This window comes from Hominilimicola fabiformis (assembly GCF_020687385.1).
GTDB classification, from domain to species: domain Bacteria; phylum Bacillota; class Clostridia; order UBA1381; family UBA1381; genus Hominilimicola; species Hominilimicola fabiformis.
Genome location: NZ_JAJEQM010000011.1, coordinates 24,330 through 49,264, shown reverse-complemented (window position 1 = coordinate 49,264; position 24,935 = coordinate 24,330). Strand labels below are relative to the sequence as shown.

Annotated in this window: 29 protein-coding genes; 26 read left to right on the top strand and 3 right to left on the bottom strand. The window is 39.9% G+C overall.

Annotated features, from left to right (window positions below; all coding sequences use genetic code 11):
• The first annotated feature begins 190 nt into the window (after positions 1 to 190).
• From LKE05_RS08790 to LKE05_RS08735, 12 genes are all read left to right on the top strand, one after another.
• Complete coding sequence (locus LKE05_RS08790; protein WP_308456570.1) at positions 191 to 658, top strand: DUF6106 family protein; 468 nt, start codon at positions 191 to 193, stop codon at positions 656 to 658.
• Between the two features lie 27 nt (positions 659 to 685).
• Positions 686 to 1,537: a PSP1 domain-containing protein gene (locus tag LKE05_RS08785; RefSeq protein ID WP_308456569.1), complete on the top strand. Its 852-nt coding sequence runs from the start codon at positions 686 to 688 to the stop codon at positions 1,535 to 1,537.
• A gap of 81 nt (positions 1,538 to 1,618) precedes the next feature.
• Positions 1,619 to 1,789: a 4Fe-4S ferredoxin gene (fdxA, locus tag LKE05_RS08780; protein ID WP_308456568.1), complete on the top strand. Its 171-nt coding sequence runs from the start codon at positions 1,619 to 1,621 to the stop codon at positions 1,787 to 1,789.
• 85 nt (positions 1,790 to 1,874) lie between these two features.
• The gene (locus tag LKE05_RS08775; RefSeq protein WP_308456567.1) at positions 1,875 to 3,785 is read left to right on the top strand and encodes a clostripain-related cysteine peptidase; all 1,911 of its coding nucleotides are present in this window, start codon (positions 1,875 to 1,877) and stop codon (positions 3,783 to 3,785) included.
• Positions 3,754 to 5,055: a M18 family aminopeptidase gene (locus LKE05_RS08770; protein ID WP_308456566.1), complete on the top strand. Its 1,302-nt coding sequence runs from the start codon at positions 3,754 to 3,756 to the stop codon at positions 5,053 to 5,055. The genes LKE05_RS08775 and LKE05_RS08770 overlap by 32 nt, the downstream gene beginning before the upstream one ends.
• A gap of 86 nt (positions 5,056 to 5,141) precedes the next feature.
• Positions 5,142 to 7,781 carry an alanine--tRNA ligase gene (alaS, locus tag LKE05_RS08765; RefSeq protein WP_308456565.1) on the top strand — a complete coding sequence of 880 codons (2,640 nt, stop codon included), beginning with the start codon at positions 5,142 to 5,144 and terminating at the stop codon, positions 7,779 to 7,781.
• 268 nt (positions 7,782 to 8,049) lie between these two features.
• Positions 8,050 to 8,385: a histidine triad nucleotide-binding protein gene (locus LKE05_RS08760; RefSeq protein WP_022230837.1), complete on the top strand. Its 336-nt coding sequence runs from the start codon at positions 8,050 to 8,052 to the stop codon at positions 8,383 to 8,385.
• A 349-nt stretch (positions 8,386 to 8,734) separates the two neighbouring features.
• Positions 8,735 to 10,084 (top strand): phosphoglucosamine mutase, encoded by a 1,350-nt coding sequence (glmM, locus tag LKE05_RS08755; protein ID WP_147514727.1) that lies wholly within the window; start codon positions 8,735 to 8,737, stop codon positions 10,082 to 10,084.
• Between the two features lie 17 nt (positions 10,085 to 10,101).
• Complete coding sequence (locus LKE05_RS08750; RefSeq protein ID WP_147364929.1) at positions 10,102 to 10,839, top strand: SGNH/GDSL hydrolase family protein; 738 nt, start codon at positions 10,102 to 10,104, stop codon at positions 10,837 to 10,839.
• 13 nt (positions 10,840 to 10,852) lie between these two features.
• Positions 10,853 to 11,584, top strand: coding sequence for a 16S rRNA (guanine(527)-N(7))-methyltransferase RsmG (rsmG, locus tag LKE05_RS08745; RefSeq protein WP_117966694.1), 732 nt, complete (start codon positions 10,853 to 10,855; stop codon positions 11,582 to 11,584).
• A gap of 411 nt (positions 11,585 to 11,995) precedes the next feature.
• A complete protein-coding gene (locus LKE05_RS08740; protein ID WP_147514725.1) occupies positions 11,996 to 12,811 on the top strand; it encodes a ParB/RepB/Spo0J family partition protein in 816 nt (271 codons plus the stop codon).
• Positions 12,812 to 12,865: 54 nt separating this feature from the next.
• Positions 12,866 to 13,654 (top strand): HAD family hydrolase, encoded by a 789-nt coding sequence (locus tag LKE05_RS08735; protein WP_308456564.1) that lies wholly within the window; start codon positions 12,866 to 12,868, stop codon positions 13,652 to 13,654.
• Between the two features lie 77 nt (positions 13,655 to 13,731).
• Here the strand turns inward: LKE05_RS08735 and LKE05_RS08730 are convergent, their stop codons facing one another.
• The 3 genes from LKE05_RS08730 to LKE05_RS08720 all read right to left on the bottom strand — a co-directional run bounded on the left by LKE05_RS08730 (position 13,732) and on the right by LKE05_RS08720 (position 16,069).
• Complete coding sequence (locus tag LKE05_RS08730; RefSeq protein WP_022228898.1) at positions 13,732 to 13,983, bottom strand: IreB family regulatory phosphoprotein; 252 nt, start codon at positions 13,981 to 13,983, stop codon at positions 13,732 to 13,734.
• Between the two features lie 117 nt (positions 13,984 to 14,100).
• Complete coding sequence (locus LKE05_RS08725) at positions 14,101 to 15,351, bottom strand: M16 family metallopeptidase (RefSeq protein ID WP_308456562.1); 1,251 nt, start codon at positions 15,349 to 15,351, stop codon at positions 14,101 to 14,103.
• Between the two features lie 64 nt (positions 15,352 to 15,415).
• Positions 15,416 to 16,069 (bottom strand): LexA family protein, encoded by a 654-nt coding sequence (locus LKE05_RS08720; RefSeq protein WP_308456561.1) that lies wholly within the window; start codon positions 16,067 to 16,069, stop codon positions 15,416 to 15,418.
• 228 nt (positions 16,070 to 16,297) lie between these two features.
• On the opposite strand from LKE05_RS08720, the gene LKE05_RS08715 reads away from it, so the two are divergent.
• Genes LKE05_RS08715 through LKE05_RS08650 form a run of 14 tightly spaced genes read left to right on the top strand, consistent with a single transcriptional unit; the run spans position 16,298 to position 24,924 of the window.
• A complete protein-coding gene (locus tag LKE05_RS08715; protein ID WP_117966678.1) occupies positions 16,298 to 16,501 on the top strand; it encodes a hypothetical protein in 204 nt (67 codons plus the stop codon).
• Between the two features lie 38 nt (positions 16,502 to 16,539).
• Positions 16,540 to 16,767 (top strand): terminase small subunit, encoded by a 228-nt coding sequence (locus LKE05_RS08710; protein ID WP_308456560.1) that lies wholly within the window; start codon positions 16,540 to 16,542, stop codon positions 16,765 to 16,767.
• The gene (locus LKE05_RS08705; protein WP_308456559.1) at positions 16,751 to 18,001 is read left to right on the top strand and encodes a PBSX family phage terminase large subunit; all 1,251 of its coding nucleotides are present in this window, start codon (positions 16,751 to 16,753) and stop codon (positions 17,999 to 18,001) included. The genes LKE05_RS08710 and LKE05_RS08705 overlap by 17 nt, the downstream gene beginning before the upstream one ends.
• Entirely contained in the window at positions 17,998 to 19,311 is a 1,314-nt protein-coding gene (locus LKE05_RS08700) for a phage portal protein (protein WP_308456558.1), read from the top strand. The genes LKE05_RS08705 and LKE05_RS08700 overlap by 4 nt, the downstream gene beginning before the upstream one ends.
• Before the next feature lie 53 nt (positions 19,312 to 19,364).
• A complete protein-coding gene (locus LKE05_RS08695; RefSeq protein WP_308456557.1) occupies positions 19,365 to 19,880 on the top strand; it encodes a DUF4355 domain-containing protein in 516 nt (171 codons plus the stop codon).
• Between the two features lie 31 nt (positions 19,881 to 19,911).
• A complete protein-coding gene (locus tag LKE05_RS08690; RefSeq protein ID WP_022228890.1) occupies positions 19,912 to 20,733 on the top strand; it encodes a major capsid protein in 822 nt (273 codons plus the stop codon).
• Positions 20,734 to 20,760: 27 nt separating this feature from the next.
• Entirely contained in the window at positions 20,761 to 21,120 is a 360-nt protein-coding gene (locus LKE05_RS08685) for a phage head-tail connector protein (RefSeq protein WP_308456556.1), read from the top strand.
• A complete protein-coding gene (locus LKE05_RS08680) occupies positions 21,104 to 21,421 on the top strand; it encodes a hypothetical protein (protein WP_022228888.1) in 318 nt (105 codons plus the stop codon). The genes LKE05_RS08685 and LKE05_RS08680 overlap by 17 nt, the downstream gene beginning before the upstream one ends.
• The gene (locus LKE05_RS08675; RefSeq protein ID WP_117966657.1) at positions 21,411 to 21,734 is read left to right on the top strand and encodes an HK97-gp10 family putative phage morphogenesis protein; all 324 of its coding nucleotides are present in this window, start codon (positions 21,411 to 21,413) and stop codon (positions 21,732 to 21,734) included. The genes LKE05_RS08680 and LKE05_RS08675 overlap by 11 nt, the downstream gene beginning before the upstream one ends.
• 4 nt (positions 21,735 to 21,738) lie before the next feature.
• Positions 21,739 to 22,080, top strand: coding sequence for a hypothetical protein (locus tag LKE05_RS08670; RefSeq protein WP_308456555.1), 342 nt, complete (start codon positions 21,739 to 21,741; stop codon positions 22,078 to 22,080).
• A gap of 46 nt (positions 22,081 to 22,126) precedes the next feature.
• A complete protein-coding gene (locus tag LKE05_RS08665; RefSeq protein ID WP_022228885.1) occupies positions 22,127 to 22,726 on the top strand; it encodes a major tail protein in 600 nt (199 codons plus the stop codon).
• Positions 22,727 to 22,736: 10 nt separating this feature from the next.
• The gene (locus LKE05_RS08660) at positions 22,737 to 23,006 is read left to right on the top strand and encodes a hypothetical protein (protein ID WP_022228884.1); all 270 of its coding nucleotides are present in this window, start codon (positions 22,737 to 22,739) and stop codon (positions 23,004 to 23,006) included.
• Positions 23,007 to 23,023: 17 nt separating this feature from the next.
• Complete coding sequence (locus tag LKE05_RS08655; RefSeq protein ID WP_022228883.1) at positions 23,024 to 23,191, top strand: hypothetical protein; 168 nt, start codon at positions 23,024 to 23,026, stop codon at positions 23,189 to 23,191.
• 2 nt (positions 23,192 to 23,193) lie between these two features.
• Positions 23,194 to 24,924 (top strand): hypothetical protein, encoded by a 1,731-nt coding sequence (locus tag LKE05_RS08650; protein ID WP_308456554.1) that lies wholly within the window; start codon positions 23,194 to 23,196, stop codon positions 24,922 to 24,924.
• Positions 24,925 to 24,935: the final 11 nt, after the last annotated feature.

The window sequence follows — 24,935 nt, the reverse complement described above, 5'->3', positions numbered from 1 at the left end:
GCTCCCCTCAAGGGGAGCCTTACGGAAGAGGGCATATATAAAAAAGTCTCTCCTTGAGGAGAGGTGTCACGAAGTGACGGAGCGGTGGCTTGAGGTCATCAATCGCTATTTATGCGGAGAGTTGACAATTTTATTGTTTTATATTATAATTAATTAGATTAGAAAATGATGTTTTAAGGAGTTTTCGGGAGTGGAAGAAAAGAGAACAGGCGGCGGAAAAGAATTTATATTTTCGCTTTTATGGGCTGTCATATTTATGATTTTAGGACAATATATAATTTTTATTTTGCCAAGCTACAAAATAATCGGTACGATAATAACGATACTTTTATTTTGTATATTGGGTTTCTTTGTTCTGACGCGTTATGCGGCGATATTTACTTACAGCGTTAAAGACGATATTGTGCGCGTAAACCGTGCAATCGGTCACAGAAACAAAGAAGTTGAATTTTATATATCGGACGTGAAGTCTGTTACCAGACAAAAACCGAAAAAAACTCCGAAAACGATATACAATATGCGTGCGAGTGTATTTTCGCCTAAAAAGGTTTGGTACGTTGTTTACGAAAAGAACAGAATAGAAAATATGCTTGTTTTTGAGCCGTCGCAGAAAATGGCTGAAAAGATTAAGAGCAGAGCGAAAAACAGCAAAGCTTAAACATTTTGGAAGGAATGGTTTTATAATATGGTAAACGTGATAGGGGTACGATTTAAGCCGGCAGGCAAAACGTACTATTTTGATCCGCTTGATTTTGATATAAAACAAGGCGACAGTGTAATTGTCGAAACTTCAAGAGGTATTGAATACGGTGAAGTCGTTATGAGCAAAAAGGCTATTGATAACGACCAATTCAAGAAACCTTTAAAGGGTGTTATCCGTATCGCAACCGAAGAAGATACCGAAAAAAGCAAAAGGAACAGAGAGCTTGAAAAAGAGGCTTACAAGATATGTTTGGAGAAAATTCAAAATCACAAGCTTGAAATGAAACTTGTCGAAGTTGAATACACATTTGACGGAAACAAGATTTTATTCTATTTTACCGCGGACGGAAGAATTGACTTCCGTGAACTTGTAAAAGACTTGGCTATGGTCTTTAAGACAAGAATTGAACTTCGTCAAATCGGCGTCAGAGATGAGGCGAAAACTCTCGGAAGTATCGGTGTATGCGGCAGAGGTTTATGTTGCAGTCAGTTCCTCGGTGAGTTCGCTCCGGTGTCTATAAAAATGGCAAAGGAACAGGGACTTTCACTTAATCCGACTAAAATTTCGGGTGCTTGCGGACGTCTTATGTGTTGTTTGAAATATGAACAGGATACATATGAGGAACTTTTAAAGGTTACACCGAAACAGGGTGCTATCGTAAAAACTCCCGAAGGTACGGGCAGTGTTGAATATGTCAGCTTGCTTAAAGGTCTGGTTAAAGTTAAACTTGACGACGAAAACGAAAAAACTTTAAAAGAGTTTAATGTTGCGGACGTTAAAGTTCTCAAAAAAGGCAAAAACAACGAGTCTTCAGAGGAAGAAATCGGTGAGTAAAATATTTTGAAAAACTATTGAAGTATATCAATTTTCGTGTTATAATCATATCAGCAATATCAAATGAGGAGGTGTATTTCAATGGCATATAAGATTTCTGATGCTTGCATTTCATGCGGTGCTTGCGCTGCTGAATGTCCTGTAAGTGCAATCAGCGAGGGTGACACTCAATACGTTATAGATGACGCTACTTGTATCGAATGTGGTGCATGTGCCGGTGTCTGTCCGGTAGGCGCTCCTGCACAAGCGTAATTAAAAATGAACTGAGAAGGTGTTGTATAAGAGAAATCTTTGCAACACCTTTTTACATTATATAAATTTATGGAGGGGTAAGGCTATGAAAAGAGTTACGCTTATAATAACTGCCGTTTTGACGGTTCTTATGCTTACGGCGTGTTCTTCAAATAAGGTGGTTTATGAAAGTGATACCGAAAGTCAAGCGGGTAACAAGGCTTGGACTGTTCTTATATATATGTGCGGCGGTGACGATGAATCCGTAAACGGTGATTATTCAAAAAAACTTGATGAAATTATGAATGTAAATTATTCGGATAATATAAATGTCATTGTGCAAACAGGCGGCAGCAGTAAGTGGCACACTAAGAATATATACAGCGATTATTGTCAAAGATTTAAAGCCGGTAAGAATAAGCTTTATCTTGAGGATCAGTCTATGGCGGCAAATATGGGTGACTACAATACTCTTGCTAATTTTATATCATGGGGTACGTCAAAGTATAAAGCAAACCATTATATGCTTATTTTATCAGGTGCAGGCGGCGGATTGATGAACGGTATGGCTTATGACGAGCTTAACGGCAACGACAGCCTTAATCTTGAAGAAATTTCATACGGAATCAGTGCGGCGGGCGTAAATTTTGATATGCTGTCTTTCGATTCGTCGCTTATGGGAAGTCTTGAAATTGCGGCGGAGATGTCTATGTGTGCCGATTATATGACTGCACCGCAGGACGTTATCGGAAATGATGAATGGAATTATGAATATGTTTTACAGTATTTGTCCGACAATCCGTCAACTGATTCTCAAGGTATCGGTGAGGCAGTGTGTGACGGATATTATGCAAAGTGTGAAGAAAAAGGCACTGACAAAGACGCGGCAATGTCTTGCGTTGCTTTAGACAATATGTCTACGCTTAATCAGGCGTTTGACGGTATGGCAGGTGATATGCTTACCGCAACGGACAGCCTTTTAAATTATGTCAATCTTTCAAAGGCGATAAGCGGTGTACAGCTTTACGGCGGTGCAACGGTTGATGAGGGATTTTCAAATTCCGTTGATTTAGGCGATATGGCGGTTAAAACAAGTGAATTTGTCGGAAACACGTCGGACGTGCTTATTAACACGTTAAATGAAACCGTTTTATACAGAGTGTGCGGTGAGAGAAAAGCTAATTCGACAGGTCTTGCACTATATTATCCGCTTTGGGAAAACAATGACGAACTTCAAGAGTATATGGAGATTTCAAACAGTGTTAAATATAAGGAATTTCTACGCAAGATATGTACTCGGTGCAATGTAGAAGATACGTCAAATACAGAAGATTTTAATTCTTCCTGGGCGTGGAATACATATAATCAAGATATGCAGACTATGGAATATAAGACTATTTTGGACGGCAATTCGTATGAACTGAATATTCTCGGCAATATGGATATGTTCAAAAGTGTGGATATAAACGTGTATAAGGCGGATAAAAAGAGCGGAAACTATACATATATAGGTAAATACAGCGATTTGGACGGTGACTGGGATGCAGGTATTTTTAAAGATGATTTTAACGGCAAAATGCTTAGATTATGCGGTAAAAATATATCGGTTAATCTTGTCGGAAAATATGACGGTTATGAGATTTATTCGGCTCCGATTATATTAAACGGCAAAAGAAGCAATGTTCGCATTATGCACGATACCGAAAAAGACAGTTACAAAATTATTGGTGCTTGGGGCGGTCTTGATTCGACAAACGGCAGAGCATATACGAATTTGAAAAAGATTGGTTTCTTTGATAAAATAACTCCTATTCTTACGGTATATGACGCGGAACACAACTCAAACGACAATATAACAGGTTCATGGACTTTAAAAATGTTCGGCGGTGTGAAAAAAGCAAATATTTCAGACGGAGCTTATATTTTTGAATACGAACTTACCGACATATACGGTTTGAAACGACGCGGTACAGCGGTTAAAGCGAATGCGGGCGGCGGAAACATCAGATTTGAATAAAGAGGGCTTAACAATGGGTTATACAGAAAATTTAATTGATTTTATCGGAAAAAGTACGGATTGTTACCATGCGGTCAAAACCGCAAAGGACAGGCTTGACGAAAACGGTTTTACGGAACTTTTTGAGGGTGACAAGTGGGATGTACAAAACGACGGTAAATATTACGTTATACGAAATTCGTCATCAATAATTGCGTTTGAAATGCCGAAAAAGGATTTCGGTGCGTTTATGATTTGTGCCTCTCATACCGATTCGCCGTCATTCAAGCTAAAGCCTGATTTTGAAATAAATGCGGACGGCTGTATAAAGTTGAGTGTTGAGGGTTACGGCGGTATGATAATGTCGTCGTGGCTTGACAGACCGCTGTCGATAAGCGGAAGAATTGTTACGGCAAAGGATGGTAAGGTTGAAACGAAACTTGTCAATATAGACAGGGATTTACTTGTTATTCCGTCACTTGCAATTCATATGAGCAGAGATATTAATAAGGGTTATGAATTTAATATAAGACGTGATATGTGTCCGATAGCGTCGGAGAAAAACGGCAGAATTGAGGATATTATTGCAGAAAATGTCGGCGTAGATAAAGAGGAAATATTGGGTTTTGATTTGTCGCTTTACAATCGTATGCGCGGTACTGTTTTAGGCACGGACGGAGAATATTTTTCCGCACCGCGAATTGATGATTTACAGTGTATGTACAGTACACTTGAGGGATTTTTAAATTCCGAAAGTGATGATAATGTAACTGTTTTCGCCGCGTTTGACAATGAAGAAGTCGGCAGCGGTACAAAGCAAGGTGCTAAATCGTCATTTTTGCGTGATGTGCTTGAAAGAATTTGCAATAATTCGGAAACGTACAAAAGAGCCGTTGCTAAAAGCTTTATGTTATCGTGCGACAATGCTCATGCGGTGCATCCGAATTTTGCGGACAAGTCGGACGGTACAAACCGTGTGTATATGAACGGCGGTATTGTGATTAAGTACAATGCAAATCAAAGATACACCACTGATGCGGTATCGGAGGCGGTTGTTAAGTATGTGTGCAAAAATGCAGGTGTACCGTATCAGATGTATGCAAACAGAAGTGATATTCCGGGCGGTTCAACGCTTGGAAATCTTTCAAATGAAAAGGTTTCGCTGAATACCGCAGACATCGGTCTTGCACAGCTTGCCATGCACTCGTCATATGAAACGGCGGGAAGTCGTGATACGGAATATATGGTGAAAATGATAAAAGAATTTTATAAAACGGAAATTGTGCTTTAATGTTGTATTCAGCTTGACATAGCACAGGATATTTTATATAATAAATAAGATAAGTTAGTATAAAAACAAAGGAGAATAGATAAATTATGAAATCAATGGGCGTAAATGAGATTCGTGAAAAGTTTCTTAGCTTTTTTGAATCAAAAGGTTGTTTAAGACTTGGAAGTTTTCCGCTTATACCGAAGAATGACGCAAGTTTGCTACTTATAAATTCGGGTATGGCACCGATGAAACCTTGGTTCCAAAACCCTGAAACAGCACCTAAAAGACGAGTTACGACTTGTCAGAAATGTATCAGAACAGGTGATATTGAAAATGTCGGAAAGACTGCACGTCACGGCACTTTCTTTGAAATGCTCGGTAACTTCTCTTTCGGAGATTACTTTAAAAAAGAGGCAACTGCTTGGGCGTGGGAATTCTTCACTAAGGTTATGGAAATTCCGCAGGAACGTCTTTGGATTTCAGTGTATGAAGAAGATGACGAGGCAAGAGATATTTGGGTAAATGAAGTTGGCGTTGACCCTACTCACATCGTTAAGCTTGGTAAAGAGGACAACTTCTGGGAACACGGTACAGGCCCTTGCGGTCCTTGTTCGGAAATATATTTTGACCGCGGCGAAGAATACGGCTGCGGTGAGCCAGGCTGCGGTGTCGGCTGTGAATGTGACAGATTTATGGAAGTTTGGAACCTTGTATTTACGCAGTTCGACAAAGACGAGGACGGCAACTATAACCGTTTACCGAATCCTAACATTGATACGGGTATGGGTCTTGAAAGACTTGCCGTTGTTATGCAAGGTGTTGACAATCTTTTTGAGATTGACACTGTTCAAGACGTTATGAAACATATTTGCCGTATCGCAAATATTGAATACAAAAAGGACGATAAAAAAGATGTTTCTCTAAGAGTTATAACCGACCATATCAGAAGTACGGTTATGATGGTTTCGGACGGTGTTATTCCGTCAAACGAGGGCAGAGGTTACGTTCTTCGCCGTCTTTTAAGACGTGCCGCAAGACACGGTAAATTGCTTGGCATAAACAAGCAGTTCTTGTTTGAGGTTGCCGATACTGTAATCGACTGTTCAAAGGGTGCTTATCAGGAACTTGAGGAAAAGAGAGATTATATCAGAAACATAATCAAGAAAGAAGAAGAACGCTTTGACGCTACAATCGACAATGGTCTTAACGTGCTTAACGGATATATCGAAGCGGCTCAAAAAGAGGGCAGAAAAGAACTTACAGGCAAAGAGGCATTTAAGCTTCACGACACATACGGTTTCCCTGTTGACCTTACAATAGAAATGGCTGAAGAAAAAGGTCTTGAAGTTGATGTTGACGGCTTTAACAAGGCTATGCAGGAACAAAAGGATACTGCAAGGGACGCTCGCACCGAAGGCTCAAGCTGGGACGGCAACGAAACATTTGAATTTGAAAATGCAGAGCCGACTGTATTTGTCGGTTACGATACACTTGAAACAGACGCAAAAGTTGTAGGCATTGTTGTTGAAGACGAGGGTGTTTGTGATACAATAATCGAAAATCAAAAGGGATTTATCGTTACAGACAAAACTCCTTTCTATGCTGAAATGGGTGGTCAGGTAGGCGACATCGGTACTATTACAATAAACGGTAAGGCTGCCAATGTTGTTAATACAACAAAGACTGAGGACGGTTATTATCTTCACGAAACAGAAGTTCAGCTTACACCGATTAAGGTTGGCGATACGGTTACAATGTCTGTTGACAAAGTACACAGAACAGACGTTTGCCGTAACCATACCGCAACTCACATTCTTGACAAGGCACTTCGTGACGTACTTGGTTCACACGTTGCGCAAGCAGGTTCGCTTGTTGAAAGTGACAGACTTCGTTTTGACTTCTCTCACTTTGAGGCTATGACAACAGAACAGATTAAACAGGCTGAGGCTATTGTTAATGAAAAAATTCTTGAAAGCATTGACGTAACTGTACAGGAATTACCTATTGAAGAGGCTAAAAAGCTTGGTGCTATTGCATTGTTCGGCGAAAAGTACGGTGATGTTGTAAGAGTTGTTTCTGTTGGCGATTACAGTGTTGAATTCTGTGGCGGTACTCACCTTACAAATACTGCTCAATGCGGTTTGTTTAAGATTATTTCTGAAAGCGGTGTTGCGGCAGGTGTAAGACGTATTGAGGCTGTGACAGGTAAGGGTGTGCTTGAATATATCAATAACAGTGACAGACTTATTGAAAAGACTGCGGCTGCGTTAAAGATTAATCAAATTAATGAAATTGATCACAAGGCTGAAAGCGTTATGGCACAGTGCCGTGAGCTTGAAAAGGCTGTTGATTCGTTTAAGGAAAAAATGGCTGCCGCAAAGGCAAACAACATTATGACAGGTATTAAGCATATCGGCGAAATCAGCTTGATTACCGCACAGGTTGACGGTATGGGTGCTGATGAAATGAAGTCTATGGCTGATAAGATTAAGGCGGAAGTTCCGAACAGTGTTGCTGTTATGGGTGCTGAAACTGACGGTAAGATTACGTTTGTTGCTATGGCGTCAAAGGAGGCTGTTAAGCTGGGCGTTCATTGCGGTAAGATTATTAAGGATATTACGGCTGTTGCAGGCGGCCGCGGCGGCGGTAAGCCTGATATGGCGCAAGGCGGCGGCAGTGACGCGAGCAAGATTGATGACGCGTTGGCTAAGGTTGACGAAATCGTTGCGGAACAGATTAAGTAATTGAGAATAGCGTAAACGGTTTGGACTATTGTATTGTAGGGGCGACCATTGGTCGCCCGCAATGTTGAGGTATTAAAAGGGCGGCCGATGACCGCCCGTACGAAAGATATAATAGATAAGAGAGAAAAGATAATAGAGAATAGATATGAGTCACCACTCCGGCACTGCGTGCCACCTCTCCTTAAGGAGAGGCAAAAAGGCTCCCAAAGAGGGGAGTTGTCGGCAAAGCCGACTGAGGGGTGGTGTGAAATACAAAGGAGTGAATAAAATGGATTGTTTATTCTGCAAAATAATTGACGGAGAAATTCCGTCAAATAAGGTATATGAAGATGATATGATGTTAGCATTCCGTGACATCAATCCGCAAGCACCGGAGCACATTGTTATTGTGCCGAAGTGTCACATTGCAAGTGCGAATGAAATTAATGCGGAAAACGTAAAGTATGTTGCGGCTATATGGGAAAAGATACCGCAGATTGCGTCTGAATTGGGATTTGCCGAAAACGGTTACAGAGTTGTAAACAACTGTGGCGAGGACGGCGGTCAGACTGTTCCGCATTTACATTTTCACCTTATGGGCGGTAAGAAGTTTACGGACCTTTAATAAGAAAATTAAATCTGTCGGAAAAATACCGACACGATAGCAGAGGTCGAGAAATTAGTTCGGATTTTGTGAAAATGAACTCGTCGGCGTACATGGGTACGTTAGAGTTTATTTTCGCAAAAAGTGCACAGGCAAGCCGTATATCGAAGATAGGCTTGCCTGTTATTTTTTATAGCTATAAATTAAATTATAAAATATAAAAATAATATCTTGCACGTTCCGGACAATTTGTCGACAATCTGACTGCCGTTTTAAACGGCAGTTTTTTTTGTCAAAAAACGGTTTACTTTTGTATATCTTTATTATATAATAATATAATAGGATTAGTTTAATTAGGAGGAAATTAAGAATGGGAAAACTATTTGGAACGGACGGTATAAGAGGTATCGCCAACAAAGACCTTACTGCCGAATTGGCTTTTAAAACAGGTCAAAGCGGTGCATATGTGCTTACAAAACATTCTTCAAAAAGACCGAGAATACTTATTGGTAAAGATACAAGAAAATCAGGTGATATGCTTGAGGCGGCTCTTACTGCCGGACTTTGTTCGATGGGCGCAAAGGTTATTCCTTTGGGTGTAGTTCCTACACCGGCTGTTGCATATCTTACAAGATACTACAAGGCTGATGCAGGTGTTGTTATCTCTGCATCTCACAATCCATGCGAATACAACGGTATAAAGTTCTTTAACAGTGACGGATACAAGCTAAGTGACGGAATTGAAAACGAAATTGAAAGTTATATACTTGGTGAAAAGGCGATCGAAGAATTGCCTACTCACGGCAAAGTCGGTTATGTAAGTGCTAACCACAACGCTGTTGAGGATTATGTTGCGTTTGCTGTTTCTACGATTGACTGCCGTCTTGACGGTATGAAAATCGCTGTTGACTGTGCAAACGGTGCAAGTTATGAAACTGCTTTCAAAGCTCTTAACAAGCTTGGTGCAAACGTTGAGGCTATACACAACACTCCTGACGGTGTAAACATCAATCATATGTGCGGTTCTACTCATATGGAAAGTTTACAGGCTTACGTTACTTCAATCGGTGCGGACATCGGTATAGCTTTTGACGGTGACGCGGACAGAATGTTGGCTGTGGACGAAAACGGCAAGCTTATTGACGGTGACCAGATTATGGCGGCTTGTGCAAAGTTTATGCGTGATAACGGTACATTGAAGCAAAATACTCTTGTTGCAACGGTTATGAGTAATCTTGGCTTATTTATGGCAGGTGAAAAAATCGGTATCAACATTCCGCGAACAAAAGTAGGTGACAGATATGTACTTGAAGAAATGCTTGCAAAGGGTTACAATATCGGCGGTGAACAATCCGGTCACATCATTTTCCTTGACCACAACACAACAGGTGACGGTCTTGTAAGTGCTTTGCAATTCTTATCGGTACTTAAAAAGACAGGTATGAAAGCGTCTGAGGCGGCAAGCATTGTAACGGTTATGCCGCAAGTGCTTAGAAATGCCGTTGTAAAACTTGAAAATAAAAACAGTTATATGGAAAATGAAGAAATAGCTGCGGCTTGCAAGGCTCTTGAAGATGAATTTGCCGGCGAGGGCAGAGTCCTTATCAGACCTTCGGGTACTGAACCGCTTGTTCGTGTTATGATTGAGGGTAAGGACGAAGAATACATCACAAAGAAAGCTGAGGAACTTGCAGAACTTATTGAAAAAATCTTGGGATAAAAGTGGTTGTAAGAAATATGGATAAAATAATTTCACTAATGATAACTGCTGTTATGACTGTTACGTCGTGCAGTTTTAAAGGTGAAAATCCGCTTGACGGCAAAAGAATTGCATTTATTGGTGACAGTATCAGTTACGGCACTAATTGGCAAGGCGGTTACGGCAAGTTGATTGGGGAACAATATAATATGAATGTTACAAATGTCAGCAAGGGCGGTGCTACTCTTGCTGACAATGTGCATTGGTCGGAAAATTCAGACGGATACAGACCGTATATTACGGATATGCTCGATAACCTTGACGGCGATTATGAATATATCATTGCCGAGGGCGGTTTGAATGATTTTTGGGGCCATTCGGAACTTGGAGAAATTACAGACGGTTTCAGCGGTGATTTTGATGAAAACACAATGACCGGCGGTATGGAAAAAATGTTTTTTGAAATTAGAAATGATTTTCCTAACTCGAAAGTAGGGTTTGTTATTACACATGATCCGTTTACATATGACGCCGAAGGTAATTTTGAATCGTATTATGAGCGTATAAAAGAAGTATGCGACAAGTGGGATGTTTCGTATCTTGATTTGTATGCAAAAAATAATTCCGATACAGGTGTAAATGTGCGTGACGATGATATGCGCAAGCTGTATTTTGGAACAGAAAGTAAGCCTGACGGTGACGGCACTCATCCGAACGAACTCGGTTATCAGGCTATTTATGTTGAGCCGATGATACCTTGGCTGAAATCTTTATAAAATGGATAGGTGAATGATGAAGGATTTAATTATAAACGGAAGCAGACAGCTTGATATACCGCTTGATGATGTGCAAGTTGATAAACTTATGGAATATGCGCGTCTTTTGGTTGAGTGGAACGAAAAGATTAATCTTACTGCGATAACAGATGATGAGGGCATTGTAACAAAACATTTTCTTGACTCGCTGACCGCAATAAAGACGGGATATGTCAAGGGAAAAGTGATTGACGTCGGAACAGGTGCGGGTTTCCCCGGACTTGTGCTGAAAATCGCAAAGCCTGAAATTAAGCTGACTTTGCTTGACAGTCTTAATAAGCGAATTAACTTTTTAAAGGACGTTTGTGAAAAAGTTGATATAAATGATGTGGAATTTGTCCATTCGCGTGCGGAGGACGGCGGTAAAAACAGAGATTACAGAGGTAAGTTCGATACCGTTGTGTCGCGTGCAGTGGCTAATTTGACTGTGCTTTCGGAGTGGTGTATTCCGTTTTTGAAACAAGGCGGTTACTTCCTTGCTTTGAAAGGCCCGTTGGCAGAGCAGGAAGTAAAGGACGCTAAACGTGCCATAAAAATACTCGGCGGACAGATTGAGGACATTGTTGAGGCGGAAATTCCGTTCACCGAATTGAAACACAAGATAATAGTTATAAAAAAAGTAGGACAAACTCCGCTTAAATATCCGAGAAAACCGGGTATTGCAACAAAAACTCCTATCGGAACTTGTTACAATTTGGTGAAATAAAAAAATTAAATTGAATATTGTCGAATTATAATTGCAAAAAGTGCTTGCAATATGGAAATGTTATGCTATAATAGTAAATGTAAGGCAGATAGTATCGATACGGTACATTTCTAACAAGGTTTCCCCAAGGCCTTGTTCTACCCCCAAAATGTCTTACACCTTCCACCACCGAGGGTAAACAGCGATAATGTTGTTACATCAAGTGTAAACATCAATGCCGAACATTATCGCTGGTTACTCTTTTTAAATTCTTAATAAATTAAGAATTTAAAAAGAGTAGTGATTAAAATGTCCGTGCGAGAATTTCTTCGCGAGGCTCAGAAAACGCACATGGACAAACAAAGGGTGTGTGGGATATATTTTTTAACTATTCAGTGTAAAATAATGTAAATTAGCATAGGAGAAATTTCCATGATTAGTTTCCTTAGAAAATCAACGGTACAAGATAAAATGCGGATTGTATCACTTCCGCTTTATATGATAGCACCAAATCCTAATCAGCCGAGAAAATATTTTGAACCGCAAGCTATGGAGGAATTGAAAAATTCTATAATGGAATACGGTTTAATTCAGCCGGTAACGGTACGCAGGCGCAGCGGTGAATATGAGCTTGTAGCAGGTGAAAGACGTTTTCGTGCTGCACAAATGGCGGGACTTGACGAAATACCGGCGGTTATAATTGAGGCTGACAATGATAAATCGGCAATTTTGGCTTTACTTGAAAATTTGCAGAGAGAGGATTTATCGTTTTTTGAGATAGCGGAAAGTTATAAAAGTCTTATTCGTGAACAGGGACTTACACAAACGGAGTTGGCTTTGAAAGTAGGAAAAAGTCAAGCATCGGTTGCAAACAAAATACGATTATTAAAACTGCCTCCGCTTGTGAAAAAATTAATAAGAGATTACGACCTTACGGAACGTCACGCGAGAGCTTTGCTGTTGCTTAACAATGAAGAAAAACAGCTTGAGGCTGTCAAACTTATTTGCCGTGACAATATGAATGTTACACAAGCAGAAGAACTTGTACGCACCATGAATATTCCGAAACCGAAACCTATCAATGACCTTCGCATAACAACTGCAAAAGATGTTAAAGTATTCAAAAACACCGTAAAACGTGCGGTTGATTTGATGAAAAAAAGCGGCATAGACGCAAGAATCGAAGAAAATTCTTTTGAATGGGGAACGGAATACATAATTAAAATAAAAAAGACTGACAAAAAATAAATGTTTACATTACCTCCTTTGCGGTATATAATAAGCAAAAGGAGGTTTTTTAGTGTGGAAAAATCAATAAAACTTGTTGCATTTGATATGGACGGAACTGTTTTAGACAGTAAACTGCGTTTGCCGAAAGGTCTGTTTGAAATGATTGAGTCACATCCCAACGTGAAATTTGTTGTCGCAAGCGGCAGGCAGTATTACAGTCTTTTGAATATATTTAATCCGATTAAGGATAAATTGATTTTTATTTCTGAAAACGGTGGAATTATAATGGAAAAGGACAAGGTTATTCATATTATGCCCGTTCCTGACGATAAGGCTTTGGAAGTGCTTGATTTGGTGAGTGAGGACAAAGGGATTTATCCTGTGCTTGGGTGCGAAAAGACATCTTATATAGAAAACCCGCCTGAATATGTTATGAACGATGTCGCACAATATAATGTGCGTTTGGAAACTGTTGATGACATAAAATCGGTGGTGGGCAAGGATAATATTTTAAATCTTGCGCTTTACTGCCACAAAAGAGCAAAGGATAATATACTTCCCAAACTCGCGGATATAAGCGGTGATTTGAAAGCTGTTTTATCGGCGGAAAGTTGGGTTGATGTTATTAATGCAAATGTAAATAAGGGCAACGCAATTAAGGTTATTCAGGAAATTTTCGGTATTTCGCCCGAAGAATGTGTTGCGTTCGGTGATTATATGAATGATTATGAAATGCTCCAAAATTGCGGCGAAAGTTACGCCATGGAAAATGCACACGATGAAATTAAAAAAGTTGCAAAATACATCGCACCGTCAAATGATGATGAGGGTGTAATGCAGGTATTAAAGAAAATATTGTGATGAAACTAAAAAAATCCGTCATTTGACGGATTTTTTGCGTACAAATAAAAGGTATGTATAAAATACCTTTTATTTGATTAAAGCGTTTTAATATATGTTTTTGCAAACTCCTCTAAAAGTTCGTCACGTTCTATTTTAACAATCAGACCTCTTGCACCGTTATAGCTTGTTATGTAGGTCGGGTCGCCTGAAAGGATATATCCTACTATTTGGCTGATAGGATCATAGCCTTTGATTTTCAGTGCCTCATATACTTTGGCAACTATTTCTCTGACTTCCTTTTCCTTATCAAACTCAAGGTTGATTTTCATTGTTTCGTTAAATTCCATGATATTCACCCTTTCTGCTAAAAATAGCATATCATTTATTTATAGCATAGTACAAATACAATAAAATTGCAAGTGCTTTAGCTAAAATTTTATAATAAATTAATATTTATACATTATTTAATCGAGTTCAAACAGATTCTCAACGTTATTGACAGGTCCGACTGCTGAAATACACATAGTCGAACTGTCGAGAACTCTGTCTATTATTTCCGCAACCGAATCGGCATTTACTGCGTCGATTTTTTTCAGTGCTTCTTCCTGTGTGTATATCGGTTTATTCAAAAGCAATGAGCGACCTGCGCCTTGCATTCTTGCGCCTGTGCTTTCGCTTGAAAGTATATAATTACCTTTAAGCTGTTCTTTTGCTTTTGTGATTTCTGCCGATGTCAGCTTATTGCGTTTAATCGTATTGATTTCTTTTGAAATAAGATGTGCGACTTCGCCAAGACTCTCGGGACTCATTCCGGCAGAAATATCAAATACGCCCGTATTGATATACGCACTGTGTCCCGCACTTATCGAATACACCAAACCACGCTGTTCGCGTATGTTTTGGAACAATCTTGACGACATTCCGCTGCCGAACACGTTGTTAAACACAAGCAGACTGTACACCGATTCGTCCATAACATCAATGCCTTTGAACGTTGCGACAAGCTGGACTTGTTCAATATCTTTTTCTTTTACGATATTATTCTTGCTTATATAAGGTGCGTCGGGAAGATACGGTTTTGTGTCAAGCATTTTTTTTGTACCGAAATACTTTTCAAGAAGTTCAAAAAACGTATCGTCAAAATTTCCTGATACTGATATTATAGTATTCGCACTTGTATAATGATTATTCATATAGTTTCTCATTATATCCGGCGTTATGCTGTCAAGACTTTCATATGTGCCGAGAATCGTTCTGCCCATAGGTGTGTCGCCCCATGCGGCGTATGACGAAAGGTCATACACAAGATCTTCCGGACTGTCCTCATACATACGGATTTCTTCTTTTATAACCTGTCTTTCAAGTGCCATATCATCAGGTGAAAGACTCGGATTATAAAGCATATCCGAAAGAATTTCAAGTGCAATCGGAATATGCGAATCAAGTGTTTTTGTGTAAAAACAAGTATATTCACGCGAAGTAAATGCGTCAAGCTGACCGCCGACCGAATCTATTTCGTGTGCAATTTGTGCCGCCGACCGATTTTTCGTTCCCTTAAAAAGCATATGCTCGATAAAATGAGAAATTCCGTTTACTTCTTTATTTTCATATCGTGAGCCGTTGCCTACCCATACTCCGATTGAGATTGACTTTAGGTAATCAATCTTTTCGGCAACTACTTTTATACCGTTTGAAAGTGTTTTATATTGATACAATATTATACTCCTTTATCATATATATTATTAGACGTAAATTTATACTGATTTGTTCCAAATTCGACTAAAATTTTCGCTTTATCTCGCGTACCAAGCCAAATACACGAATACGTGTAACATCTTCGTTTTCAAAACGTCTGACAGGGTACATTGGGTTTATGGAGTGAAGTTCGATAAAATCGGGTCCGTATACGATTTTCTTTACAACGCCGTCCTCTTCATCTATCATAACAACCGCATAACTGCCACTGTCAACCGACGACTGACATCTGACAAGCACAAGGTCGCCCTCCATAAAAAGCGGATACATACTGTCACCGACAACACGGAGAAAAACGAACGGTTCGTCACCGCGAACGTCATTTTTACTGACAGGTTCGTAATCTGTGATATTTGTTTCGGCAAAGCAGCTCAGACCCGCCGCAACTCTGCCGATTATCGGAATATTTACATAGTTTGACGTATCGGCTACTTCAACGTTATTCGGCATATCCTCCCAACCGAGAAGATATTCGGGGGAAGTATCAAGACATTGTGCAAGCTTTATAAGCGAGTCGCGTTTTATGTTTTTTACTGTCCCTTTTTCGTATTTTTGGATTGCCGCTTTTTGCACACCGATTTTTGCTCCAAGCTCCTCCTGGGTTAAATTATGCTCTTTTCTGAGCATTTTAATTCTTTCGCCCGTAGTCATTTTAATCACCAAAATCTTTCTAATCATATTTCGTAACTGATTATATAGTATCATATTTTGAAACTTTTTGCAAGCATTGTACATAAAAGTATCTAAAAAGTAAACAAAATGTTGTTAAAAGTATCCTAAAAAGAAATTTATACTTGACAAAAGTATCTTGATGAGATATAATAACGGTGTCTTAAAGAGATGGCCAAATGATTGGCATATATTTTTTAACAATAAAGTATCTTAAAAAGATAGAAAGGAGTGCTTATGATTTATTCAAATGATGATCCAATGGCAATTTTGGCAATGGAAATTGCAAGGACGGATAATTACGGTGAGTATGACTCATATGACGGGGAAACGGTATGTCCCGTATGCGGTGCTTTTGAACCGGAACATTACTATATCAATGATGATGAAGAATGTATCGGCTGCAGCGAATGTGTCAGAAAGTCGGACGTTATGTATTGATGAAAAATCAATATTAAATGAAAAAGAGGGTGATTAAATTGGGCATTGCAAATGAAGGGGAAATTCTTGAATTTCTAACGTACATAATGCGTCGTGAAGATGAGGCAATTCGTATGGCGGATTCATTTAAAGCGGCGGAGCTTTTGGGTAAGCATTACGGAATGTTCGGAGGCAAGAGCGAAAGCGGAGGCGGTGATGTTATAATCGTCGATAATATCGAAAAAGCCGAACAAATCAAGGAGCGGAAAAATGCAGTGCAGTCTTGACAGGCTGATTGCACCATCTTTCTACAAGGTGCATAACTCTATTGAAGATTATACGCATTTTTGGCTTTGCGGCGGTCGTGGGTCGACTAAATCAAGTTTTGTGAGCGTTGAAATTATACTCGGTATTATGAAAAATGCCGATACAAATGCGGTTGTACTGCGTAAGGTCGGTGCTTACTTAAAAGACAGCGTATTCTCTCAGCTTGAATGGGCGATTGAAAAGCTCGGCGTATCGGATATGTGGGATATAAAGGCGAGTGTGCCGGAAATGGTCTACAAAAAAACAGGTCAGAAAATACTGTTTCGCGGTGCGGACAAGGTGCAGAAATTGAAATCCACAAAGGTTACGCACGGATATATTCGATATATTTGGTATGAGGAGTTAGACGAGTTTTGCGGTATGAAAGAAATCCGCTCGATAAATCAGTCGATGATGCGTGGCGGTGAAAAATTTACCGTGTTTTATTCGTACAATCCTCCGCAAAACCGACGCAGTTGGGTAAACCGTGAGGCACTCAAAAAGCGTGACGATATGCTTGTGCATAAGAGTACGTATCTTGATGTACCGAAAAACTGGTTGGGAGAACAATTTTTTTTAGAAGCAAAGTATCTTAAAAAGCTACATATTAATCAGTATAATCACGAATATCTCGGCGAAGTGACGGGAACAGGCGGTGAAATTTTTGATAATCTTGAAGTTGTAAAACTTAGCGATGAGGAAGTAAAAAGTTTTGACAATATTAAATGCGGTGTCGATTTCGGTTTCGCGGCAGATCCGTTTGTGTATGTGGTGTGTTTTTATCACAACAATAAGTTGTTTATCTTTGACGAAATTTACGCGAAAGGGATGACAAATCACAATGCGGCTGAAAAGATTTTTGAAAAAGGGTTTGCTAATAAATTGATTGTATGCGACAGTGCCGAGCCGAAAAGTATCAATGATTTGCGAATGTTCGGTTTGCGTGTCCGCGGTGCAAGGAAAGGTCCGGACAGTATCGAGTACGGTATCAGATTTTTGCAGAGTCTTGAAAGAATCGTGATTGATCCCGAAAGGTGTCCGAATGTCACAAGAGAATTTTCGGAATATGAGCTTGAACGCGATACGGACGGGGAATTTAAGTCGGTTTATCCCGACAAGAACAATCACACCATTGATGCGGTACGTTATGCACTTGAGGACGAAATCACAAAGAAAAAAGCGAGGGTAATTAAAAGGAGTGAACTTGATTTATGATAATTGACGAGGATATTTTAAAGGATGGTATAGACGAGGTGTTGCTTGCTAAGCTGATTGGGAAACATTCGCTTGAACAGGAGCGATACGAAAAACTTTACAACTATTATATCGGCAAACACGCAATTTGTGAACGCAGACGTTCAAGCGACAATATCGCGAACAACAAAATTGTGTGCAATCACGCGAAGTATATCGTGGATATTGCAAAAAGCTATCTTGTAGGCAATCCTGTGGCGTACAGCTGTTCGGACGGATACGATATTGAGGCGGTTAAAAATTGCTTTGCCGTTCAGGATATGCCGAGTTTGGACGCGGAATTTGAAAAGACAATGAGCATTTTCGGTAAAGCTTATGAATTGGTTTATGCGGACGAGCAATCACAGCCGAAAAGTGTATGTTTGCCGCCGAGCAACACGTTTATTGTATACGGTGCGGGCGTTGGCGAAATTCCGCTGTACGGCATACATTATTACAAAAAGCGTGACATTGACGGCGCGGTTACGGGTGTTTGCTGTATTGTGTGTGACAGGGAGATGATTTATACATATGAAAACACTGCGGACAGTTTTTTGCATATGACTATGACAAATTCTCAGCACCACTATTTCGGTAAAATGCCTATGGTGGAGTATCGCAACAATGAAGAAAAGCAAGGTGATTTTGAACAGATGATTCCGCTGATTGACGCTTACAATATTTTGGAGTCGGACAGAGTTAACGACAAGGAACAGTTTGTTGACGCATTCTTATTCCTTACCGGTATCGACCTTGACAGTGAGCAGGCGAAGAAACTTAGGGAAGAACGCATTTTGATGGGATATGAGGGTGCGGAGGCTCAATATCTTTCAAAGGTTATGTCCGAAAGCGATATTGAAGTGTTAAAGGACAGTCTGAAAAGCGATATTCACAGATTTTCTATGATTCCCGATTTATCAGACCAGACGTTCGGTACAAATTTATCGGGTGTCGCGATTAAGTATAAGCTTATGGGTTTTGAACAGCACGTCAGAAACAAGGAGCGATACTTGACGAAAGCTTTAAAACAGAGATTTGAATTGTATGTTAATTTTCTGTCGTTAAAAGGTGCTATGGAGTATGTGCCGATACATCGCATTGATGTTGTGTTTACGAGAAATTTGCCTGTTAATGAGTTGGAGATTTCACAGATGGTAAACAACTTAGTCGGTATTGCGTCAAGCGAAACTCTTTTATCACAGCTTTCATTTGTGGGCGATCCGAAGGAAGAGGCACAGCTTGCCGCAAAAGAAAAAATGCTTAGCGAAAAATTAAAATATGTACAGGAATAATTCAAGAATAAAAAACATAGTGATTTATTTTAATGTAAAGAAAGGAAAAAAGTATGGACGAAAAGAAGAAACAGGGGACACTAAACGGTGACACGAAAAACGAAAACGGGGGACACAAAAACGATGAACTAAAAAATCTCATTGCAGGCTATGTTGCGGAGGCGATTAAAAACGAAAAAGCAACGTGGGAAAAAGATTTTTCAGACAGAATCGTATCGGAAAGAGAGGACGCCGCGAAGATGGCTACAATGTCGGCAGAGGACAGAGCAAAGGCTGAAATGGACAAAAGACAAAAGGATTTTGAAAATGAAAGACAGCAGTATGTATCCGAAAGAGCCGAATTTGAGGCGGCAAAGGAATTGGCGGCTCAAAATCTGCCTGTGAATTTCGCAAGAATGGTCGCAGATGCAGACAAGGACATTATGGCGGAAAATATCGAGCGATTTAAAGCAGAATATATGAAAGCAATCGAAAGCGGTTTATCCGAAAGATTAAAGGGTGTTCCGCCGAAAATTTCAAGAGAAAAAGAAAATTTAACAGACCCGTTTTTAAGCGGTTTGGGAATGTAATAAATAACGTGATTATGAAAGGATGAATACAATGGCTATAAATTATGCAAGTAAGTATGCTCAAAAAATTGATGAAAAATTCGCAAGGGAGTCTATGACTTCGGCGGCGGTAAACAATGATTACGACTTTGTCGGTGTTAAGACGGTAAACGTATATTCAGTGCCTACCGCAGAGATGAACGACTATTCGGTATCAGGCACAAGCAGATACGGTACACCGCAGGAAATCGAAAACACTGTACAGGAAATGACTATGACGCGTGACAGAAGTTTCACGTTCACTATTGACAGGGGGACATATAACGATACTCAAATGTCAAATGCGGCAGGTGCGGCACTTCAAAGACAAATCAGAGAAGTGGTTGTGCCTGAAATCGACAAGTATCGTTTTGGGAAAATTTGCGAAGGGGCAAAAACTACCGTTACAGGTAAGGTGACAAAGGCAAATGCTTATGACGCATTTTTGACCGGTGCAACAACTCTTATTGAAAATAATGTTCCGCTTGTCGGAAGTTGTGCATTTGTATCAAGTGATTTTTACAAGAACATTAAGGAGGATTCGAGCTTTATCAGAAACGGCGATATGTCGCAGGAAATTTTGATTAAAGGTCAAGTCGGAACGATTGACGGTATTCCGCTTATCGTTGTGCCGAAGTCTTACTTCCCTGAAAACGTAGAATTTATTATCACAAATCAAGCCGCAACGACTTCTCCGGTTAAATTGTCGGAATACAAAATCCACGATAATCCGCCGGGAATCAACGGCTGGCTGGTTGAAGGCAGAGTGTATTATGACGCATTTGTGCTTGAAAATAAAAAGAGTGCGATTTATGTGTTTAAAACTGCCGAATAAGAATAGGTCAGAAAGGCTGTGTTGAAAATGGGGGACACTAAAAATGAAATTCTTGACGCGGTGAAATTACTGCTCGGAATTAAAGACAATGACAAGGACGGTGTTCTTATGCTTTTGATTGAGGATACTGTTAATTCTGTGCTGGCGTACTGTCGTATTGATGTTCTGCCAAGACAGATTGTAAGCTTTATTCCGACGCTTACGGTCAAGAGATATACGGCAAATCAAAACGGCGGTGTTAAGTCGGTTACGGAGGGGGAGAGGAAGGTCGAATACTCTGACGACAACTATGATTATTTGAAAGAATATGCAATACGTCTAAAGCCGTTTGTCAGCAGAAAAGTTAAAGTGCCGTCGGAGGTGATTGCCGATGATAAATCCGTTTGAACGATTTTATGACACCGAAATCGAGGTGTACGAAGTCGGTGAAAATACATATGAAAAAAAGGGTGAAAAAACACTTTTGGGGAGTGTTGTGTGTGATATTCAGCCATATGAAAATGAACTCGAAAACCGTATATACGGTTTGACCGAAAATAAAAAATATAAAGTGTTCTGTGACAAAACAGACCTTATAAAAATAGGCAGATATGCTAAATTCGGTGACGAATTTTTTGAGATTATAAAGGCTGAATGTTGGAATTTCGGTATGACGGCGATGATGCGGAGTGAGAAAAATGCAGATTGATATTAATTATGATAACGGACTTTCGGATATTGCAAATAATATAGAAAATAATTTTGCGGATATAATCGGTCAGGGTGCTCAAACGGTATGTGAAAGTGCAAAAAGTCTTTGCCCTGTCGATACGGGACGGCTGCAGTCATCAATTAATGTACAGCCCGGCGGAAATACGGCGGTTATATCGGCTGATACGGAATATGCGGTATTTGTTGAATTCGGTACGTCGAAAATGGCGGCACAGCCGTATCTTGTGCCGGCACTTTTATCAAACACGCAAGCAATATTGTCTGCAATCGCAGAGGCGATAAAGGGGTGATTATATGATTGATATTAATGCGGAGGCTGAAAAGTCACTCAGTGATGTTAAATGCAAGGCAGTATTTCAATATCCGAAAAATTTTAATAATCTGCCGATTATAAGTTATTATACGGTGACGGAGTGCGGCGGATTTTATGCCGACAATGACGAGAGTATTCAAGACGGGCATATTCAAATTGACATATGGGCGGAAATTCCGAAAGAATGCAGTGATTTGGCGGCAGAGGTCAATGAAGTAATGACAAAAGACAGTTGGGTGAGGGAGATGTCTATGGACATTCCCGAAAATGATAAAAAAATATATCATAAGACAATGAGATTTCAGAAGTATTTTACGTTATAAAAATATATCTCTTTAAGACAAAATATGAAAAAATGGAGGAAAAATTATGAACAAGAAACCTTTACCTACAATAGGTGTGGACAAGTATACTTTTTTTAAAGTGAATGAGGACAGCGTTAGCGGAACGGAATACGGAGAAGCGTATAATTTGAAAGGAACGGTTGAAATTGCACCGACCGACAGCGGCGGCAGTGATGTTTTTGATGCGGACAACGGTGCGTATGAGGCGTCAAGCTATATCGAAAAATTGGGACACGATATTACAAATGCCGATATTCCGCCGGAGGTTGACGCAATGTGGCGTGGATTGACACGCAAAAACGGTGTGGTTGAAGTCGGAAACGATGTTAAAACAGTATATTTCGGTGTGGCATGGAGAATTTTGAAGTCCGACGGCTCGTACCGTTATGTAAGATACTACAAGGGTTCATACAGTTTTGCATCGAATGTTGGAGGAAAGACAAAGCCGTCAAGCGGAAGTATCGACAAGCAAACCGCTAAGGCAACATACACGGCGGTACAACGTGATTTTGACAACAATTATTATGCGTACTTTGATGAAAGCGATTTGCCGTCAAATATCACAAGAGATGAATTTGAAAACAAGTGGTTTACGGATATGAATTACTATCCGCAGACGGTATAAGGAGAAAATTATGCAACATACATTAACATTTGTAAAAGATAAGGTTAAATACGTTTCAAAGCCGTTTGACTTTGAGGCGATGTGCATTATTAATGACGCACATAATGATGAAAATAAGAAAGGTCCGCTCAGCATTTGCAGAGATGCACTTGACTATATGTTTGAGGGTACGGACGCAACTCAGGATATTATCGATTCCGTTGACGTGAACGAACGTGCAAAGATGTGTCTTGCACTTTGGGGGTTTTACGTTGACGCTCTTTCTTCAAAAAACGAGTAACGTCAGGCGGCAGCGGGGTGCTTAGGGACATCTATACGATGTTCCTAACGTACCACCACATACTGCCTGACGAAGTTGGCAGACAAAATCCGTGGGTACTGTTTAAAATGCTTGACGGATTGAATGAAGATACAGAGGATTACGATAACGAACATTTGAGAATGTTTTACGGAGAGGAGGTATAGTTATGGCAGAGGCGGCTAATTTATCGGTCAGCATAACGGGTGACGCGTCGGGACTTATAAATGCTTTGGCAACGGCACAAAATGCACTTGTTACACTTAATTCATCGGCAGGTAAAATAATGAGTGAATTTGACGGCAAAAACGCAAAAATCAATATTACCGCAGTTGACAATACCGCAAGCGGTGTGAGTTCGGCAAGAGCAAGTATAAACAGTTTGAAGGACAGAACAGTCAATGTTACTGTTAAGTACAATGTGCAGGGAATGCCGAAACTGGCAGACGGAACACAATATGCAAAAAGCGATTTGGCGGTTGTAAATGATGAAAGGGGCGTAAGTGATCCGCGTGAGCTTATCGAGCATAACGGGCGACTTATGATGTTTAGCGGGCGTGATGTGGTTGTTCCGCTGTCGCAAGGTGACAAGGTTTATACGGCTGACGAAACAAAGGCGATAATGAACGGTATGGGTATTCCGCATTATGCGTCCGGCAAAAACAATGAAATGTTTGAAATAAAAAAGGCTGATTTAAACCATTACAAAAAAACAAACGATGTATCTCCGACAGAGGAATTAAGGCTTTGGAATGAATTGATGGAGCAATTCAGTTATGACAGCGAGGTTGTGAAAGAAATTCAAGAGGAGATTTTCGCGTCGCAGAAGAAAATTTGGAAAGAAGAAAAAAAGGCGAGTGAAACCGCACTTTCAAACTACAAAAAACATTCCGACGCTTGGATTAAATATCAGGCGCAAGTGAATGATATGGGCGTTGACGAGCAGATTGAATCGTACAAAAGACAGCTTTACAACTATAATGCTATGGTGTCGGAAATGGTTACTTCAACCGCATATTCGGCAGAGGAAATTAAAGAAATTTGGGAGGATTTCTATGAGTACAAAGCCGATGTCGATTTGAAAATCGGCAAGCTTGAGAATGAAAAGAATTATGCCGTTTATGAAAAGTGGAAAAGTGACGCGAAGAATTGGAAAAATATCCGCGATACATATGATGATTGGGACGAAACAGGCGACAGTCATATTCAGTTTTACGAACGCAGTATCGAACGTATTCAGGAAATGTATGACGGCGGTTTTGTAGGTTGGCAGGAATACAGTGACGATACTATGTATGCGGTTTTGAATTTGTATAATGCAAAAATAGAGGCAACGGACGCACTTCTTGATAAGCAAAAGGAATACATAAATAATCTGAAAGAACAGTTTTCAAGTGAAGAAAAGGCACTTGGCACGAAGTGGGAGGTTGAGGACAGGAACGAGTCAAAGTCCGAAATATCACACAAATTGAGCATATACAAAAATGCGGTTACTCAAAAAGGTATGGATACATACAAATCTTTGCAGGAGCAGATGAAAAAGATAAAACGTGAAGAGGAAATGTACAAATTACAAAAAACACATACCGCAACTTTAACAAGTCTTGAAAACAGCTATGACACCGTTGAGGCAAATAAGAAATATCTTCTTGCAACTATCGAAAAAAACGGAATGAATATAGAAAAAATCGTGAAAAGCGTGAATTTTGACGTAAAGAATATGCAAAGTGTGATTACATCGTTGTTCAATCAGACTATAAGTGCGATAAAGTCGATTAAGGTATCGTCAAATTCTTATTCTGACAACAGAAATATCAGCATAAGAGGGGACAGCCGTGATATTTTGAACGCACTTCAAAACAGAGTCGGACTGGCTGTATCATACGGTAATTACAATTAAAGGGGGATTAT

Excerpts from the sequence above, each read along its gene's own strand:
- LKE05_RS08785 (WP_308456569.1), top strand. The coding sequence starts at position 686 with ATGGTAAACGTGATAGGGGTACGATTTAAGCCGGCAGGCAAAACGTAC.
- fdxA (WP_308456568.1), top strand. The coding sequence starts at position 1,619 with ATGGCATATAAGATTTCTGATGCTTGCATTTCATGCGGTGCTTGCGCT.
- LKE05_RS08775 (WP_308456567.1), top strand. The coding sequence starts at position 1,875 with ATGAAAAGAGTTACGCTTATAATAACTGCCGTTTTGACGGTTCTTATG.
- LKE05_RS08770 (WP_308456566.1), top strand. The coding sequence starts at position 3,754 with ATGCGGGCGGCGGAAACATCAGATTTGAATAAAGAGGGCTTAACAATG.
- alaS (WP_308456565.1), top strand. The coding sequence starts at position 5,142 with ATGAAATCAATGGGCGTAAATGAGATTCGTGAAAAGTTTCTTAGCTTT.
- LKE05_RS08760 (WP_022230837.1), top strand. The coding sequence starts at position 8,050 with ATGGATTGTTTATTCTGCAAAATAATTGACGGAGAAATTCCGTCAAAT.
- glmM (WP_147514727.1), top strand. The coding sequence starts at position 8,735 with ATGGGAAAACTATTTGGAACGGACGGTATAAGAGGTATCGCCAACAAA.
- LKE05_RS08750 (WP_147364929.1), top strand. The coding sequence starts at position 10,102 with ATGGATAAAATAATTTCACTAATGATAACTGCTGTTATGACTGTTACG.
- rsmG (WP_117966694.1), top strand. The coding sequence starts at position 10,853 with ATGATGAAGGATTTAATTATAAACGGAAGCAGACAGCTTGATATACCG.
- LKE05_RS08740 (WP_147514725.1), top strand. The coding sequence starts at position 11,996 with ATGATTAGTTTCCTTAGAAAATCAACGGTACAAGATAAAATGCGGATT.
- LKE05_RS08730 (WP_022228898.1), bottom strand. The coding sequence starts at position 13,983 with ATGGAATTTAACGAAACAATGAAAATCAACCTTGAGTTTGATAAGGAA.
- LKE05_RS08720 (WP_308456561.1), bottom strand. The coding sequence starts at position 16,069 with ATGATTAGAAAGATTTTGGTGATTAAAATGACTACGGGCGAAAGAATT.
- LKE05_RS08715 (WP_117966678.1), top strand. The coding sequence starts at position 16,298 with ATGATTTATTCAAATGATGATCCAATGGCAATTTTGGCAATGGAAATT.
- LKE05_RS08705 (WP_308456559.1), top strand. The coding sequence starts at position 16,751 with ATGCAGTGCAGTCTTGACAGGCTGATTGCACCATCTTTCTACAAGGTG.
- LKE05_RS08700 (WP_308456558.1), top strand. The coding sequence starts at position 17,998 with ATGATAATTGACGAGGATATTTTAAAGGATGGTATAGACGAGGTGTTG.
- LKE05_RS08695 (WP_308456557.1), top strand. The coding sequence starts at position 19,365 with ATGGACGAAAAGAAGAAACAGGGGACACTAAACGGTGACACGAAAAAC.
- LKE05_RS08690 (WP_022228890.1), top strand. The coding sequence starts at position 19,912 with ATGGCTATAAATTATGCAAGTAAGTATGCTCAAAAAATTGATGAAAAA.
- LKE05_RS08685 (WP_308456556.1), top strand. The coding sequence starts at position 20,761 with ATGGGGGACACTAAAAATGAAATTCTTGACGCGGTGAAATTACTGCTC.
- LKE05_RS08680 (WP_022228888.1), top strand. The coding sequence starts at position 21,104 with ATGATAAATCCGTTTGAACGATTTTATGACACCGAAATCGAGGTGTAC.
- LKE05_RS08675 (WP_117966657.1), top strand. The coding sequence starts at position 21,411 with ATGCAGATTGATATTAATTATGATAACGGACTTTCGGATATTGCAAAT.
- LKE05_RS08670 (WP_308456555.1), top strand. The coding sequence starts at position 21,739 with ATGATTGATATTAATGCGGAGGCTGAAAAGTCACTCAGTGATGTTAAA.
- LKE05_RS08665 (WP_022228885.1), top strand. The coding sequence starts at position 22,127 with ATGAACAAGAAACCTTTACCTACAATAGGTGTGGACAAGTATACTTTT.
- LKE05_RS08660 (WP_022228884.1), top strand. The coding sequence starts at position 22,737 with ATGCAACATACATTAACATTTGTAAAAGATAAGGTTAAATACGTTTCA.
- LKE05_RS08650 (WP_308456554.1), top strand. The coding sequence starts at position 23,194 with ATGGCAGAGGCGGCTAATTTATCGGTCAGCATAACGGGTGACGCGTCG.